The organism is Paenibacillus sp. FSL R7-269, assembly GCF_000517865.1.
In the GTDB taxonomy this organism is placed as follows: domain Bacteria; phylum Bacillota; class Bacilli; order Paenibacillales; family Paenibacillaceae; genus Paenibacillus_AQ.
Genome location: NZ_ASPS01000065.1, coordinates 66,376 through 84,470 on the forward strand (window position 1 = coordinate 66,376; position 18,095 = coordinate 84,470).

Consider the following 18,095-nt stretch of genomic DNA (forward strand, 5'->3'; position numbering starts at 1 on the left):
AAGAAGGGGGAAGCTCTATGAAGCGCAGTTGGTATAGTCGGATGCTATTCTCATACTTCCCTGTCTTCCTGCTTGTAGTCACTGTTCTAATCTTCCTGGCCTTCATGGTCATTACGGAGCTGTCCCGCAGCGAGACGGAGAAGGCCAACTACATATCCACCAGCTATGTGGCGGATACGGTGGAGCGGACCTTGAATGATATAGAGCTGGGGGTGCTGCAGGAGATCGGAAACAACTATTCCTATAATGACTTTCTGGATGCGCCCTCCGGCACGGATTCGCCCGCTGGCAGCTCGTATGAAATTGTGCAGAGTATGAACCGTCTATCTGAACGCTTCAGCCTGATTGATTCGATCTATGTCTACCGTAACAAGGACAAGCTGATGCTGGGCCAGAGCGGATACGTGAATCCTGGGCAGGGCCAGGGGCTGGAGGCGGAATATTTGCAGCAGCTCTCCGTGAATAAGGAGCAGCAGGGGTGGAGCGCTGTACGGATGGTTCAGCCCAGGAACTCTAAGGACTTGCGGCCGGTAATCAGCCTGGCCAGCAGGCTGCCGATTCCATGGGGCTCCGACGGCTATATTGTTATTAATGTCAGTGTGTATCGCTTACAGCGTCTGGTGGACAGCTTGACGAGTGGAGAACTGTCCTTCCTGCGGATCAAGGATGTCTCGGGGACGCCAATCTATGATTCTGCTCCCGCCGCAGACGGCGAGAATAACAGAACGCTCTCGAAGGTCGAGGCGAAGGATCTGGGCTGGACCTTCGAGAGCGGGCTGCGGGCCGGGCGCTTATTCGACTGGATCTCGGTGATCTCCTACGTCTGGTTCATTCTCGGGCTGCTGACGATTGCGCTGGGCGTAGTGTATATCATCTACATCACCCGGCGGAATTACCGGCCCATCCATCAGCTGATGGTGCGGATTCAAGGACTTCAGCCTGCGGCCAAGGATGCCGCTCCTGACGTAGCTTCCGATGAAATGGCCCTGATGCATAATGCGCTGGACCGGCTGGTGCAGATCACCACCGACTATGAGCGGGAACGCTATGAGAATCTGGTCATTCAGCGCCGGGAGCTGTTCCAGGATTTCCTTAGTGGGCAGCGGCTGGAGGATGCGGCAGAACGGCTGGAGTCGCTGGACCCTTTTGAGGGCACCAGGGAGTTCGCAGCCTTCGTTGTATTCGCAGCCGAGCTGAACCGGGAGAGGGACTGGCATGCGCTGCCTGCACAGGATCAGAACCTGCTGAAATTTGCCTTAACCAATGTACTGGGGGACCTGATAGCAGATAAGCCGCTTCAGGCCTGGGCCGAATGGATCAGCGGGGAGCGGCTGGGGATTATTATTGGCCTCCGGTTCCAGCCGGTGAAGGATGACAGCGATACGATGCTGGAGCTGGCAAGAGACTGCCACCGCTGGATTATGGATAATCTGCGGGTATCCCTGACCTTCGGATTGGGTACGGTCGTCCAGGACTGGCGGGAGATCCGGAATTCTTACGCGGCAGCGGCTGAGGTGCTGAGTCACCGGTTGGCACTGGGAACAGATATTGCAGCAGTCCAAATGAATCAGCAGGACGATTCCGGACTCCAGAGCTATAAATACTTCGGGAGCTTCACCCAGCTTGTCCGTGAATTCCGCCTGTCGGGCGAGAACTGGCGTATCCGGCTGGACGAAATCTTCGATTCCTTCCGCAAGGACCGTCTGAAGGACGAAGAGATCTATATGCTGCTGGAAGTGCTGCTCCAGGCACTGGAGCAGGAGCTTAAGGGCATAGCGGAGACGCTGGACCGTCAGCTTGCGGCAGCATGGAGCGGCGGTCTGCGGGAACGCATCCGGGGAAGCACCGATCTTGAAGAGATCCGGGAGCTGCTGACCGGCTGGCTGAATGAAACCTACCATGTCTATGTGTCGGTCAATGAGCTGAAGAGCCACCGGGTGATGATTACCGAGGTTAAGCATTATATTGAAGAGCATTATGCCAATCCGGATCTCTCCTTGAATCATCTGAGCGAACGGTTCCAGATCTCTGCGAAATACGCCAGCTACCTGTTCAAGGAAGAATTCAATATGAAGTTCGTGGACTTTCTCGCAGAGCTGCGGCTGATGAAGGCCAAGGAACTGCTGGATACGACTTCAGAGAGCATACAGGATATTGCACTGCAGATTGGATATGCTAATTCCATTACCTTCGGACGGGTCTTCAAACGTATTACGGGCATGACCCCGGGGGATTACCGCAAATTGAAGCTCCATAAAGATGAATAAGCACTGCGTAAATCCGGCTTCAGCTGATTCCGGGTTTGCGCTTTTTTTGATTAATGGGTGAGATATGGGGCAATGGGTGATATGTACATGACGTATTATGTTATATATAAGTTAGGTATTTAAGTTTAAAAATACAATTTTCGTGAAGGATTTCTACGATAATTGTATATTCGAAATGAAAAATGCTGCAATTTCATTGGGTTTTTCATGAAAATACAATAAGAAACATGTATATTGTCGAATTACGCAAACGATGTAATAATTCATCACATGGTCAAGCCGCAAGCATCATACAGAGACAACAGGCTGATTGAAATCAGAAATCGAAAGGGATAGGTGGTAGGAAATATGACAAATGTTAACGGTAAAAGAAAGTTGGCTCTCGGTCTCTCGGCGGTTCTTATGTCATCTATGGTATTGTCTGCATGCTCGTCTAAAGATTCCAGTGAAGCAAGCGGCAACGGTGCAGCAGCAGCCGGCAGCTTGAAGATCGAAATTTTTGACCGTGGCAATGCGCCCGCCGGTGTTACGGCATCCGATAACTTCCTCACTAATTATGTTAAAGAGAATTTCGGTAAGGCTAACAATATCGATGTGGAATTTGTCCCTATCCCCCGCTCAGAGGAAGTGACCAAGCTTAATGTCCTGATGGCCAGCGGAACTGATGTCCCTGATATCGTCTTCACCTATGACTCCGGGACCTTCAACAAATATGCCGAGCAAGGCGGGCTGACGGATCTGACTCCGCTGCTGAAGGAACACGGACAGAATCTGACCAAGTTCCTTGGCGAGGATACTCTGCGCTACGGTCAATACGATGGCGTCCAGTATAGCATTCCCGCCAAACGTTCAACGGTAGGTAAATATGCTTCCTTCATTCGTCAGGATTGGCTGGATAAGCTGGGGCTTCCCGTTCCGGCTACCTCAGAGGAGCTGTACAATACACTAACTGCCTTCAAGACCAAAGATCCGGGTGAAACCGGCGGCAAGGTGATTCCGCTGGGCATGACGATTGCTGCGGCGCAGTATGATTCGCTGGTCTGGTCCTTCATCAAGCCGGTCACTGAGCAGGAGCGCTACGAGCTTACACAGAACCTGAGCTCCCGGGACTACCCGATTCTGCTGCCTGGATTCAAGGATGCCATTCAATATATGAACAAGCTGTATAACGAAGGGCTGATCAGCAAGGATTTCGCCCTGGACGAGAATAAAGAAACTCTTACACAGAATATCGGGAACGGGCTTGTGGGCGCATTCAGCGATGATAACGATGCGATCTTCTACCCTGACGGTGCTTATGATGTGATGACGAAGAATAACCCGAAGGCTGTACTGAGCGCCATTGATCCGTTCACGAACAGCGAGGGGAAGACAGCCAAGCCGGTATCTGCTCCGAACGGGATGTATATTATGATTCCGAAGTCCAGCAAGCATGCGGTGGAAGCTATTAAGTATCTGGACTGGATGTCTGCAGATGGTCATCTGCAATATATCCAGAACGGGATTGAAGGCGAGCATTACACGCTGGAAGGCGGTGTGCCGGTCTCCATTCCGGATATGTCTGTCGAATCCTCCAACAAGCTGTCAGGCGGCGGGGATATCGGGATTATCGCGAACGGACGGATTTTTGAGAGCCAGGACAAGAATAATGAAGCCTTCGTGAAGAGCTTCCGCACCAAGTATCAGGACATCATCGCAAAATCACTTACAATTTCTACCACTAATCCAATTGAGCCGGTGTTCACCAGCCGTCCGATTGAGGCAGAGAGCAAATACGGCACGACACTTAGCGATAAAATCAAGCAGTTGATGGTGAAATCTACAATGGTCTCCCCTGGCGAATTCGAAGTCACCTATGAGAGTATGCTGAAGGACTACATGTCAAGCGGCGGACAGGCCATTCTGGATGAACGCAAGGCTGCCTACAGCGAGCAGAAATAATTGAATTAGCGGTCCGTGAGGGAGGGGGAGCGGCAGGGCTGCCGGTCTTGGCTGCTTCCCCCTACAGCCTCAGGGGCACAGTGGAGGAGGAATCGTTGTGGGATACACCCGTTATTTCCGCAGAAATTGGCAGATGTACGCATTGCTGGTCTTACCCATCCTGTTCTTTATTATTTTCAAGTACGGTCCAATGTATGGTGTGCAGATTGCGTTCAAGGACTTCAACTTTTTCAAAGGCATCGGTGGCAGTGAATGGATTGGTCTTGACGGATTCCGCGAGGTATTTGCGAATCAGGACTTTTATATAACCTTACGCAACACGTTGATGCTGAACTTTCTGGATTTGATCGTTTCTTTTCCCGCCCCCCTAATTATTGCGATCATGCTGTTTGAGCTGAAGGTGGTCTGGTTCAAGAAGCTGTCTCAGACGATTCTGTATATTCCGCATTTTATTTCCTGGGTAATCATCGGCGGGATTGTATACCAGCTATTTGGCCAGCAGTCCGGGATGATTAACAACCTGTTAACAAGCCTGGGGCTGGATGCCATTCCCTTCCTCTCTGACAAAAATTATTGGCTGATCACTTACCTGCTGACCGGTGTCTGGCAGAGCGCAGGCTGGGGGACGATTCTCTATCTGGCGGCACTCGCGGGCATCAATAAAGAGCTGTTCGAAGCGGCGGAGGTCGATGGGGCCGGAAGAATCAAGCGCATTCTGCATATTACGATTCCAGGGATCAAGCCGACGATTGTTACGCTGCTGATCATTAATCTGGGCAACATGATCTCGATTGGCTTCGAGCGGCCGTTCGTAATCGGTAACCTTGCGGTTATGGAATACTCGGATGTGCTGAGTACCTTTGTCTACCGGATCGGTCTGGAATCGGGGCAGTATACGCTGGCTACGGTGGTTGGATTGTTCCAGGCGGTGGTCGGACTTCTATTCCTGCTGGTGGCGAACTATATTTCCAAGAAGCTTACAGACGAGAGCATCCTATAATCAACCTTTGGATCGGGAGTGTACATTATGAATGAAAGAGCAGCTAACAAGGCGTTTGATACATGGATTGTGATCTGCTTGACCTTATCGGTGCTGGCATGTCTGATTCCGTTCGTGCATATTCTCGCTGTATCCTTCAGCGGAACGGTCCCGATTGCTTCGGGCAAAGTTACTTTGTTCCCTATGGACTTCAATATTGAGGCGTATAAAAAAGTGTTCGGTGATGCCGCGATGATCCGCTCGCTGGCCTTCACGATATTCCTGACGGTGCTGTTCACAGCACTGTGCATGGTGATGACGGTTGCGGCGGGCTATGCCCTGTCGAAGAAGGATCTGAAGGGCCGTAAAATCTTCATGTTCATCATTGTTGTCACCATGTTCTTCAGCGGCGGTATTATTCCAGAGTATATTCTGACACGGGAGCTGCATTTGCTGAATACGATCTGGGCGCTGGTGCTGCCCGGACTTATTAGCCCCTTCTATATGATTATCCTGATTTCTTTTCTGGCCGGGATTCCGGACGCGCTCAAGGAGTCCGCTGAGATCGACGGCAGCAGCCAGTTCGGGACGCTAATCCGTATCATTCTGCCGTTATCCATGCCGGTGCTTGCTACTCTAAGCCTGTTCTATGCCGTCGGCAGATGGAACGGATTCCAGGATACGCTGATGTATATCACGAAGCCGGAGCTGTATCCGCTCCAGCTTAAGCTCTATCATATGATCCAGAACAGCCAGGTAACCGATATGATGAGAATGGAGGGGAATGCGATCAGCACGGTTGTGCCGGAGAGTCTGAAGGCGGCTACTGTAGTGTTCGCCACAGTGCCTATTCTACTCGTCTATCCATGGCTGCAAAGATACTTCGTCTCCGGTGTGATGACCGGAGCCGTGAAGGGCTGAGGCTATTGACTATTATAGTATTGTCTGTTGCAGGTTCAGTATAATTCACGCCCTAACAGGGCTGGCAGATAGGGGAGTCAATCAGATGTTCAAGAAGATAACGGACATTAATGATAAATGGACACAGGAATCCATGGAGCTGCAGATTAATGACCGGGAGAGCCGGTACTTCGGGGGTGTGCGTGATCCGCTGAGCGGCGTAGCCTGGCCGAATCACACCGGCACGGCCCAGTATCTGGCGGCATGGGCGGCTGCTCTGGTGAATGAGCAGTCCCGGTATTACCGGGATCTGGTGCTGCTGGAGCAGCTGCATGAGGGGATGGCGTTCATGCTGCGGTTCCAGCATGAGGACGGTACGATCTCGCCGGGCTGGACGAATTATCATTCACCGCCGGATACAGCGTTCGTGGTGGTCGGATTAGCCAATATCCTCACGCTGCTGGAGCGGCAGAGCTGGCCGCCGCTGAAGCCGGTGACGGATCAGATTAGAGTCTTCCTGGAGCGGACGATTCCGGCGATGCTGACCGGGGGTGTGCATACCCCGAATCACCGCTGGGTGCTGACTGCCGCGCTGGGGTCTTTGTACCGGATTTTTGCCCTGGAGGAGCTGCAGGCAAGAGCCGGGGAATGGCTGCAGGAGGGGATGGACATTACGCCGGACGGCGAATGGACGGAGCGGAGTAACGGAATCTACAACACGGTCAGTGACATTATGCTCTATTACGCCGCGCAGGATCTGAACCGTCCTGAGCTGCTGGAGCCGGTCCGCCAGAATCTGCGGATGATGAAATATCTGGTTCACCCGGACGGTGAGGTGGTCACTGATTATTCAGGGCGGCAGGATTTCGGCAGCGTCTACTCGCTGGCTGACTATTATCTGTGCTATCAGCTGATGGCAGAGCATGACCATGACCCGGAATTCGCAGCTCTTGCGCTGCTGGCAAGCCGCTCAGTTATGCATCCGGGCTCGCTGCCCAATCAGATTATGCTGGGATTCCTGCTCTATCCGCAGATGCAGGCGGCTTCAGTCGCGCCGGGAGAACTGCCGGACAGCTACCGCAAGGTAATAGATGGCGCGTTCAACCGTCAGGAGCTGATCGGACGAATCGGGCAGGACGGCTACGGCGGACCTGTCCGCCACAGCAAGCAGCATACGGAATTCGGCGCTCCGGTTGCCCGGGTGCGCAGCGGAGAGACCAGTGTAAGCGTGATGACCGAGGCCTCCTCGCTGTTCTCGCTGCGGCATGGCCGGGCAAGGCTGCTGGGGGTTCAACTGGCTTCAAGCTTCGAGCCGGGACTGATTACGATGGATTCACTTACGGAGACAGCGGACGGATTCCAGCTGGAGTCAGCTGCCGATAAAGGCTACTATGGCACTATTCCCGCAGATAAGCTGCCTCCGCGCACCGGCTTGCCTACCAGCCCGTGGTATCTGCTGCCGCATAGCGAGCGGCCGCTTACCCATAACCAGACCAGCAGTGTCTGCGTGAAGGTAAGCGAGTGGGAAGCAGGCTGGGATCTGCACTTCTCAGCACCGTCCCCGGCAGATGTGCTGACTCAGATTGTCCTGCTCTTCGGCAGCGAGGGCAGACTCGAAGGCTCCGCGCTGACGCCGGTACCGGGTATGAGCGAGACTTCCTTCTGGGCTGCCGGGACGCTGCGCTACAGCTCCGGGGAGGATTGGATGGAGCTTGAGCAGGGCTGTCATGAGCATCATCTGGCCGATATCCGCGGGATGAGTTATCCCGAAGGCTGCCAGAAAGTCCTCGTAACACTCATCACTCCGCTTGAGTATACTCTGCGGATTCGTCTTTCCTGACAGATGCCTATATAATGAGAGTGTTATCAGGATTTATCAGGATGGAAGGGTTCAGCCAGATTAGAAATTACGGTGTATGGAGGTAAGCTGAGCAATGAATATTTCATTTAATAGCCCTGCCACTTTTTGGGTGGAGGCGTTTCCAGTCGGGAATGGACGGCTGGGAGCCATGATTTTTGGCGGCATTGAGAAGGAGCGTCTGGCGCTGAATGAGGACACGCTGTGGTCCGGGTACAAGACAGACTGGAATAATCCGGGGGCTCTCGAGGTTCTTCCTAAGGTTAGGGCGCTGATTGCAGAAGGCAGGAATGAAGAAGCGGATGAACTATGCAAAAAAATGATGGGTCCATACGCCCAGTCCTATCTGCCGTTCGGGGATCTGCTGCTTACGATGGAGCACGGGCAGACCACAGACGGAGAGTATAGCCGGAAGCTGGACTTGTCCACGGGTGTTGGTACCGTCTCCTATGTAATCGGCGGTGTCCGGTATACCCGGGAGGTCTTCGCTTCTCACCCGGACCAGGCGATCATTGTCCGCTTAACGGCCAGCGAGGAGCACCGGCTCAGCTTCCGGGCGAAGCTGGACAGTCCGCTCCGTCACCGTTCGGAAGCAGACGGAGAACACTACACGATTAGCGGACATGCTCCTGAATATGTGGCACCGAATTATTTCGAAGTCGATCAGCCGGTCCGTTACGGTGGAGAGTCCCCGCGGAGTCTGAAGTTCCACGGCCGTCTGGCTGCGGTCCAGACTGGAGGCCGTCTGGAAGCTAGTGCTGACGGCATCCAGGTTACCGGCGCAACGGAAGCGGTTCTATACTTCAGTGCGGCAACCTCCTTCGATGCGGAATCCGGCACAGTGAAGGCGGATTATGATGTAAGTCAGCAGACAGCTGGGGCTGTACAGCAGATCATCAATGAGCCTTATGCTGGGCTACTAAGCCGTCATGTTGACGACCACCGGGAGCTGTTTGACCGGGTAGAGCTGCATCTGGGAGAGAGCCTGGCTCCAGAGGGCATGCCAACGGATCAGAGAATTGCGGCCTACGGCAGCAATGATCCGGGGCTGGTAGAGCTTCTGTTCCATTACGGCCGTTATCTGCTGATTGCCAGCTCCCGCCCCGGCACTCAGCCGGCGAATCTCCAGGGCATCTGGAATCAGGATACCCGGGCACCTTGGAGCAGCAATTACACGCTGAATATCAATGCGGAGATGAATTACTGGCCGGCTGAGATCTGTAATCTGTCCGAGCTGCATCAGCCGCTGATTGACTATACCCGGAGGCTGGCGGTCAACGGCAGCGAGACGGCCCGGATTAACTATGGCGCACGCGGCTGGGTAGCCCATCATAACGCCGATCTCTGGGCGCAGTCGGCTCCCGTTGGCGGCTACGGCGACGGAGATCCGGTCTGGGCATCCTGGGCGATGGGCGGGGTATGGCTTACCCAGCATCTGTGGGAGCATTATGCCTTCAGCGGCGATCTGTCCTATCTGCGGGAGACCGCATATCCGGTAATGAAGGAAGCGGCCTTGTTCTGCCTGGATTGGCTGATCGAGAACCCGGACGGGTATCTGATTACCTCACCATCCACTTCTCCTGAGCATAAAATCGTAGACGGCGACAAGAAGTATGCCGTCAGCGAAGCGGCAACCATGGATCTGTCGCTGATCGCGGAGCTGTTCACGAACTGCAGCCTTGCTGCCGGATTGCTTGGGCTGGACGGCGAATTCGCGGCTGAGCTGGAAGCGGCACGCGCACGGCTGCTGCCACTCAAGATTGGTGCCGGAGGGCGGCTTCAGGAGTGGTCGGCGGATATGGAGGACGAGGATGTACATCATCGCCATGTCTCCCATCTGGTCGGGGTCTACCCCGGCAGATCGGTAACGGAGAAGTTAGCTCCCGAGCTGTATGAAGCTGCCAGAACCTCGCTTGAGATTCGCGGAGACGGCGGAACCGGCTGGAGCCTGGGCTGGAAAATCGGACTATGGGCCAGATTCAGACAGGGCGACCGCGCCAAGCAGCTGATCACTAACCTGCTGACGCTGGTTCAGCCGGAGGCCGTTAACAATGAACGCGGCGGCGTCTATCCGAACCTGTTCGACGCTCATCCGCCGTTCCAGATTGACGGGAACTTCGCGGCTACAGCCGGAATTGCCGAGATGCTGCTGCAATCCCACCAGGGAGTTCTGGAGCTTCTGCCCGCCCTGCCTTCAAGCTGGAGCGAAGGACGGGTGAAGGGACTGCGCGCCCGCGGCGGCTATGAAGTGAACCTGACCTGGAGCGCTGGCATTCTCGGGCAAGCGGAGGTTACCGCTCATCTTGGGGGAGAGTGCCGGGTTCTGGCAGAACGGCCTCTAGAGATTACGCGCGGAGAAGACCGGCTGTTGGTGGAGCCGGATTCGGACGGCCTGGTGAGTATTGAGATGCAGGCAGGGGAACGTATCATGGTGAGGTATGCGGAGTGAAGTGGGTAGAGTAAATAAAGAAGAGTAGATCAGAGACTGTATAGTTTGCAGCGCACTTCGGAGGGATGGAGTGTGCTGCTTTTTTGCGTAGAAATAGGAAATCGGCCGGGTTCCGCCGGGGCACAGGCCAGGCGAGGTCGCATGTAACCGAAAAACCGAACCATCCGGCGCAATGTAATCGAAAAACCGATTACATTGCGCCGGATGGTGGTGTGCGGGCCGAATGTAATCGAAAAACCGATTACATTGCGCAGAGGCGGAGGAGCGTGGTTCGAAACATGTGCTGGCGCGAGGGGGGCCGGGTGTATGCGGAAAACCGCTAATTTTTCCCGCTCCGCTTATCATTTTGTTATCAATACTATCAAATTGTTATTTGTAAACGATTTCCATAGAGCTATAATTCAATCTGTAAGCGCTTTATAAAGAAGATTCTTAGGAGGGTACAGATGCTCAATCGTAAACGAATGATGAGCTTAGGGCTGGCGCTGGCCGTCTTGGCAGCCTCGGTGCTGCCGATGCGGACACCGGTCTATGCTGCGGCTGAGGGAGATCCGGCAGTTGTTCTTGCTTCGGACTTTGAGGACGGCACCGCACAGGGCTGGACCAAGAAGGGAGACGAACAGCTTACAGTAACGAAGGAGGTCTATCATGGAGGCACATACAGTCTGTACGTGGATGGGCGCACCAAGGATTGGGAAGGGCCCAATCAGGTTCTGACGGATCATATGACTCCGAACACAGCCTACACTGTGGGAGCATGGGTGAAATCTCCGGCGCCGGTCAAATTCACAGTACATACCCAAATCGGCGAAAAAGAGGACTGGACGCTTGTAGCGGAACTTAGCGGAGCGAAGGGGTCGGGGGAATGGACGTATCTGGAAGGTACTTTTATTACAGGCGATAAGGTAGGCTTCACGGAGATTTATGCAGAAGCCGCAGCAGGAACATCCTTCTACGTGGATGATATCAAGATTACCACCGCAGCTGCTGAAGTCCCGGAAGGGGAGGAAGGGCTGCGCACGGATTTTGAAGACGGAACGCTTCAGGGCTGGAAGAACCGGATTGGACCGGAGTCGCTGTCCGTGAGCCAGGATACTGCCAATACCGGGACCAACAGTATGCTGGTCGAAGGAAGAGAGCGCAGCTTCCATGGGCCAAGCCTGAGTGTGAAGGAGCATCTGCGGCCGGGCAAGAGCTACCAGTTCTCGCTGTATGTCCGTCTGAAGGAGAAGCCGGAGGCCGACAAAAGCCTGCAGATGACGGTGTATAAGAAGGCCGGTTCCGAGAGCTGGAATGCAATTGATAAGGTTGATATTAAGGCCGATCAGTGGGATCAGTGGCATCTGCTGAAGGGGACTTTTCAGTACAGCGACCAGCCGTCTGAGGTGAACCTGTTCGTGGAGACTCCTTATGTTACAGAGGAGACTGTGGATACGTTATCTTTTTATGTAGATGATGTGGTTGTTGAACCCGCACCTGAGATGAGCATTGAACAGGATATCCCTGCGCTAAAAGACATCTATGCGAACGACTTCGCCATTGGTGCCGCTGCGTACTCCTGGCAGATGGAAGGGGTCTATGGGGAACTGCTGAAGAAGCATTTCAACAGCATCACAGCCACCTATGAAATGAAGCCCAAATTCCTTGCTCCTTCCGAGGGTACTTATGTGTTCGACGGGGCGGATAAATATGTGAATTTCGCCCAGGCGAACGGAATGGGACTTCGCGGACACGCGCTGTTGTGGCATGTGGATGCTGCCGAGTGGATGTTCACGGGTCCTGACGGCCAGCCGGCAAGCAGAGAGCTGCTGCTTACGCGTCTACAGAGTTATATTGAGACCGTTATGCACCGCTATAAGGGAAAAATCTATGCCTGGGATGTAGTGAACGAAGCAATTGCCGACAATGGCGGCGGCCCGGACGGGATGAGACTGTCCCCTTGGTATAAGCTGATTGGTCCGGACTATATCGAGAAGGCTTTTGAATTCGCCCGTGCGGCGGACCCGGAAGCGAAGCTCTATTACAATGATTATTACACAGAGGTACCGGAAAAGCGTGAGCATATCTACAAGCTGCTGAAGACGCTCAAGGCGAAGAATCTGATTGACGGCGTGGGCCTCCAGTCTCATCACGGACTATTCTCCCCATCCAATTCGGAGATTGAAAAGACGATTCAGCAATTCTCGCAGCTTGGGTTGGACATTCAAATCACTGAGCTGGACGTAGATTCGGGCATCAGCCCTTCTGCTCCGCTGCCTGCGGATATTGCTGCGCAGCAGGGCAAACGCTATAATGATCTGTTCGAGCTCTACAAGAAGTACAAGGACACGATCTCCTCAGTCTCCATTTGGGGCGTGCAGGATGAGAAAAGCTACAACAACCATGCTATGTTGTTCGATGAGCAGCTGAAGGCGAAGCCTGCTTTCTGGGGGGCGGTGGACCCGTCCAAGCTGCCGGCCATTCACAATGTAGCCGTGGCGCTTGAGGGTACGCCTCAGGCAGGCGCAGCCGGGAAAGCCCTATGGAGCAAAACAGCAGGGATTCCACTTGAACAGGGCAGCACAGTATCTGCCAAGGTTCATACGCTGTGGGATACCGATAACCTGTATGTGAAGGTAGACGTAACCGATGCAAGTCAGAACGGGGAAGACAAGGTTGAGCTTTTCCTGGATGAGAACAATGGGAAGACTACGGCGTATCAGCCGGATGACCGCAAGATCAGCTTGCCGCGTTCGGGCTCCGGGACCGAAGGAGTCAGCTTCACCAGCACAGAACGCGAGGGCGGTTATATCATTGAAGCAAGAATTCCGCTCGTAACCGTCAAGGGTGCCGCAGGCGCGGAGCTGGGTCTTGATATCCGTGTCAGTGACGCCGGTGTTCCGGCTTCTGTTCCTGCCTACTGGAATGACAGAAGCCGGTCCCAGGACACAGATACCAGTCATTACGGTGTTCTCCGGCTCTCTGCCATGCCTAATTCGGCGGAATCGCTGAAGGGTCAGGTGAAGATCGACGGACAGATGGATACGCAGTGGGAGAAGGCAAAGCCTTTTCAGGTGAAAATGACTGCCGCGCCTTACAGTACCACCGCAGAAGCCAGATCGATGTGGATGGAGGACAGCCTCTATCTGATCATTGATGTGAAGGACGTCTTGCTGAAGGCGGATGCTGCGAATCCATGGGACCAGGACTCCGTGGAGATCTTCATCGATGAGAATTTCAGCAGAACCCCGTATTATGAGGGGGATGACGGCCAATACCGGATTAACATTAATAATGTGGCATCCTTTGGCGGAGGAGCCTCGGATAGCAGATTGACCAGCGCGGTAGTCCATACGGACACCGGGTACCGCGTGGAAGCCAAGATACATTTCGGCACGATCAAGGGGGCGGCGGGAAGCTCCATCGGGCTTGATCTCCAGATCAATGATGACCGGGGCGACGGCACCCGCAGTACGAGTAAATGGAATGACAGGGGAGAGGATACGTGGCGGGATACCTCAAACTTCGGGATTTTGACCTTTGTGGCACCTGAGGCGGCACCGCCAACCCCTACAGATGGGACTTCTTCGTATCCATCGCCAGGCTCGTCACCACCTGTGAAATCACCGGCTCCGGCAGCGGTCTTCGCAGATGGCAAGCTGACCGTTCAGACTTCCCCGGATAAGGCTGGAGTGCTGAATGTTGATCTCACGCCGGATGTAGTAAGTCAGGCCGTGCTTCAGTCGCTGGACAGCGGCATTCTGAAGATTGCTGTCAAGCCTGCCTCCGGGACCGAAGTGCTGCAGCTGGGGCTTCCGCTTCAGGGTCTGGCCGCACAGCCGAAAATTAAGGAGATTCGTATTGAGAGCGGCTTCGGGGCAGTGCTGAGCCTGAACACACAGCTGCTGAAATTGCAGGATACGCAGGCTGGGGATGTTCTTCAGCTTCAAGTGAAGCGTGTGGGCCAGGACGGATGGCCGGCAGCAGTGAAGACCCGCTTGGATGGAGCGGCTGTACTGGACTTCTCGCTTGCGATCCGTGGAGCCAAGAACACAGCAGTGGACGCTGCTGCGCTTACCCTGCTGCTGCCTTATGAACTTAAGTCAGGCGAGCGGGCGCACCAGCTTGCAGTCTATCAAGTGCTGGAGAATGGTAAGCTTGCAGTTGTGAAGGATCGTCAATATGATCCGGCTACAGGCTATGTCTCCTTCCAGACCAAGGAGCTTGGACAGTATGCGGTTGCCACAGTGAAGCTGCCGGATCATAAGAGCAGCAAATGGGCTGCCGAGAGCGTTGAGGCTCTGGCTGCAAGCGGAATACTTCCTCTGGGAGCAGAGGCTTCCTATGAGACAGGGGTATTGATGAACCGGGCGGAATTTGCCCAGCTGCTGGTCGATGCTTTTGACCTTCAAGCTGGAGCAGCCGCTCCAGGCTTCAAGGATGTCAGTAAGGATTCCCCGTATGCCGAGGCTATCAACATTGCTGGAGCCTTAGGTATTGTAAAAGGTAGAGCAGACGGGCTCTACAGTCCGAGCGATACACTCAGCCGTCAGGAAATGGCGGTAATGCTGTATAGACTTGCCCAGCTAGAGCAGATCAAGTTGAAGGCCGATCCAGCAGCGGTTCCAGAATTCAAAGATCTGAACCTGTTGACACAGGAGGCAACCATCGCTATTGAGAAGCTACAGGCTGACGGAGTCATCCAAGGCACACAAAACGGCTACTTCATGCCTAAGGCCCAGATGACCAAAGAGCAGGCTGCCGTGGTAGTGTACCGGATAATCAGTCTCAATTAGTAGAGTAATGTCCGCAAGTCTATAGCATTCGTTCGAGCAGCGGTTCTCCCGATAAGGGGGCCGCTGCTTTTTGTGGTGGGATGGAGGGAGCGTATCATGCGGGAGGCCAATCGATGGATAGAGAGTGTCGCTAGGGGCGAGTGGATGTCAATAGCGAGAGTGAGTCGCTAGGGGCGAGTGGATGTCAATAGCGAGAGTGAGCCGCTTGGTGCGGTTGGACATTGATGAGTGGAGAGTAGTTTGGAGCGGGTGGATATTAGTGATGGGAGTAATAGGGCTGCGATGCTCATGGTGGACGACTGTTTTGTCTACCTTGCCTGCGTTGCCCCGATACTGCGTCAGGAAATAGTTGGATTTTGGGCACTTGTTCGCGCTTGGAATGCCCCTCGCCAGACAGTAGTTGGAAAAAAGGCACTTGTTACGCCGAGATTAGAACAAAAAGAAGATTTCCTCGAAAATAAATAGCATAAATCCACCTAATTTCCTCAAAAGCTCCAAACCGGCTAAATTAAGATATGTTTATCCAATTAATTCTCTAGTAGGTTGTGCAACCATCGCTGGGGCGGCGGCTTAACTGGAAGTTACTCGATGGTGCCGGGCCATGTCATGACTAGGGGATAGTTTCTGTAATGGTTTGTCCTTTTTCAGTGACCTTGCCCCCCGCTTAAACAGCGGAGAGAACGGAACGACCCGCGGAAAAGCAGCAGCGGTCGCCTTTGTGTCCGGATTTTCACCGCTAAGGTAAAAATACAATAAAATCTGGACACAACAGCGATTGTAACAACGGTCCGTTCGCGGAGCGTCCACCCAAGCGCCACCGTAATGCTATCTCCAAAACTGTTGTGGTTATCATTTTGTTATCAATGCTTTGTATTTATCATGTAACTGTCATGTCCGGCTAGGTATTATTAATTTATAAACAAAGTAAACGGATACACGTTGACCAGCAAAGGGGAGCAGGAGCATGAAAAACTTGGTTACGCCAGCCAGCGTAAAAGGCGAGAAAATGGATGTAAATGCGGGGAGTCCCCGGAAAAAATCGAAATGGAAATCGACGATTAGTCTCGATCTGATGGTTCTGCCGGCTTTGATCCTTACCTTGATCTTCGCCTATATTCCGATGACAGGACTTGCGATTGCCTTCAAGAATTACAAGCCGGGCTTAGGCTTTAGCGCCTCCAAATGGGTGGGGCTGGAGCATTTTGAATATCTGTTCAGTATTCCCGAGAACGTTCAGATCATCTGGAACACACTGATTATTGCCGGTCTGAAAATGATCGCCAACCTGATCGTTCCCTTCTTATTCGCACTGCTGCTGAATGAGATCCGCAAGATGGCATTCAAAAAAATGGTACAAACCATTGTCTATATGCCCCACTTCCTGTCATGGGTTATCCTGGGCGGTATCCTCTCCGACCTGCTGGCCAGAGATGGAGGCCTGATCAACCAGGTACTGGTCAGTGTATTCGGCATCCAGCCGATTTTCTTCCTGGGTGACGGGAACTGGTTCCGGTTTGTCGTAGTAGTGAGTGATGTTTGGAAAGAGTTCGGCTTCAACACCATCGTCTTCCTGGCCTCTCTGGCGGGAATTAACCCGGCACTCTATGAAGCTGCTGAGGTTGACGGAGCTGGACGCTGGCAGCAGACATGGTCTATTACAATGCCGGCCATGCTGCCGATTACCATCGTGGTAGGAACACTGGCGCTGGGTAACGTGCTTAACGGCGGCTTCGACCAGATCTTCAACCTGTATAACGCGCTTGTCTTCGATAAAGGGGACATCATCGATACATTTGTCTACAGACTAGGAATTGTTGACGGTAAGTTCAGCTTCTCCACAGCGGTCGGATTGTTCAAATCCGTTGTCAGCTTTGTCTTGATCGTAACAGCTTACCGCCTTTCGTATAAATTTGCTAACTACCGTATTTTCTAGAATGGAGGCCAATGTGGCATGTATCATAAAACAAAACCTTACCGCATCTTCACCGTGTTCAACTATATCCTGATGATCGCAGTCTCAGTCATGTGTGTTGTCCCACTGATTCACGTCCTTGCTGTATCGTTCAGCGGGAAATCGGCAGCCAATGCCAATCTGGTGGGTCTGTGGCCGGTAGATTTCACAGTGGACGCCTATACCAAGACCGTAGCCAATGAGAATTTCATCCGGTCCATCTGGGTGACCCTGCAGCGCACGGTGCTGGGAACGCTGTTCAGCATGGGGATAGTCATTCTGGCCGCCTATGCGCTGTCCAAAGAGAACGCCCGGTTCAGACGCCGGAACATGTATATCTGGCTGCTGGTCTTCACCATGCTGTTCAGCGGCGGTCTGGTGCCGATGTACATTCTGATTCAGAAGCTGCACCTCATGAACTCCATATGGGTACTGATTCTGCCGGGGGCCGTCTCGGTATGGAATGTCATTCTGCTGCTTAACTTCTTCCGGGCCGTGCCCAAAGAAATGGAAGAAGCCGCCTTCATCGACGGCGCAGGTCATTTCAGAACACTGTTCAGCGTGTATCTCCCGGTATCCATGCCGGCCATTGCTACGCTGTCGCTGTTCACGATTGTCGGTCACTGGAACTCCTGGTTCGACGGCCTGCTGTATATGACGGATCACCGCAACTATCCGCTGGCGACCTTCCTGCAGTCGGTCATTGTCCAGCAGGACTTCAGTAAGGTGACCGTACGGCCGGAGGATCTGGAGAATATCTCGCAAAGAACGGTCAAAGCCGCTCAAATCTTCATCGGAATGGCACCGATCCTCATCGTGTATCCATTCCTGCAGCGTTTCTTCGTGAAGGGAATTGTCCTCGGGGCGGTTAAGGAATAGCCGTCCTTCCTATTAAAGGGGGTGATGCACGCGCTGGAAGTGAAAAAAGATTGACTCATATAATTAATATGATTAAATTTTAATTAAAGGGGTGCA

The 18,095-nt window shown here is 53.4% G+C and carries 10 protein-coding genes; all 10 read left to right on the forward strand.

Annotation, left to right across the window (positions count from 1 at the left end; translation table 11 throughout):
- Positions 1–17: 17 nt before the first annotated feature.
- The 10 genes from C162_RS26290 to C162_RS26335 all read left to right on the forward strand — a co-directional run bounded on the left by C162_RS26290 (position 18) and on the right by C162_RS26335 (position 17,999).
- Positions 18–2,267, forward strand: a complete 2,250-nt coding sequence (locus tag C162_RS26290; protein WP_036699388.1) for a helix-turn-helix domain-containing protein — start codon at positions 18–20, stop codon at positions 2,265–2,267.
- A 348-nt stretch (positions 2,268–2,615) separates the two neighbouring features.
- Positions 2,616–4,208: an extracellular solute-binding protein gene (locus tag C162_RS26295; RefSeq protein WP_036699389.1), complete on the forward strand. Its 1,593-nt coding sequence runs from the start codon at positions 2,616–2,618 to the stop codon at positions 4,206–4,208.
- A gap of 133 nt (positions 4,209–4,341) precedes the next feature.
- Positions 4,342–5,208 carry an ABC transporter permease gene (locus tag C162_RS26300; RefSeq protein ID WP_051493947.1) on the forward strand — a complete coding sequence of 289 codons (867 nt, stop codon included), beginning with the start codon at positions 4,342–4,344 and terminating at the stop codon, positions 5,206–5,208.
- A gap of 27 nt (positions 5,209–5,235) precedes the next feature.
- Positions 5,236–6,108 (forward strand): carbohydrate ABC transporter permease, encoded by an 873-nt coding sequence (locus C162_RS26305; protein ID WP_036699393.1) that lies wholly within the window; start codon positions 5,236–5,238, stop codon positions 6,106–6,108.
- A gap of 85 nt (positions 6,109–6,193) precedes the next feature.
- Positions 6,194–7,927 carry a hypothetical protein gene (locus tag C162_RS26310; protein WP_036699394.1) on the forward strand — a complete coding sequence of 578 codons (1,734 nt, stop codon included), beginning with the start codon at positions 6,194–6,196 and terminating at the stop codon, positions 7,925–7,927.
- Positions 7,928–8,021: 94 nt separating this feature from the next.
- Entirely contained in the window at positions 8,022–10,394 is a 2,373-nt protein-coding gene (locus C162_RS26315) for a glycoside hydrolase family 95 protein (protein ID WP_036699395.1), read from the forward strand.
- Positions 10,395–10,840: 446 nt separating this feature from the next.
- A complete protein-coding gene (locus C162_RS34685) occupies positions 10,841–15,169 on the forward strand; it encodes an endo-1,4-beta-xylanase (RefSeq protein WP_084649053.1) in 4,329 nt (1,442 codons plus the stop codon).
- A gap of 240 nt (positions 15,170–15,409) precedes the next feature.
- Positions 15,410–15,634 (forward strand): hypothetical protein, encoded by a 225-nt coding sequence (locus C162_RS26325; protein ID WP_036699397.1) that lies wholly within the window; start codon positions 15,410–15,412, stop codon positions 15,632–15,634.
- Positions 15,635–16,142: 508 nt separating this feature from the next.
- Positions 16,143–17,102: an ABC transporter permease gene (locus C162_RS26330; RefSeq protein WP_442792478.1), complete on the forward strand. Its 960-nt coding sequence runs from the start codon at positions 16,143–16,145 to the stop codon at positions 17,100–17,102.
- Positions 17,103–17,120: 18 nt separating this feature from the next.
- Positions 17,121–17,999 carry a carbohydrate ABC transporter permease gene (locus C162_RS26335; protein WP_036699399.1) on the forward strand — a complete coding sequence of 293 codons (879 nt, stop codon included), beginning with the start codon at positions 17,121–17,123 and terminating at the stop codon, positions 17,997–17,999.
- Positions 18,000–18,095: the final 96 nt, after the last annotated feature.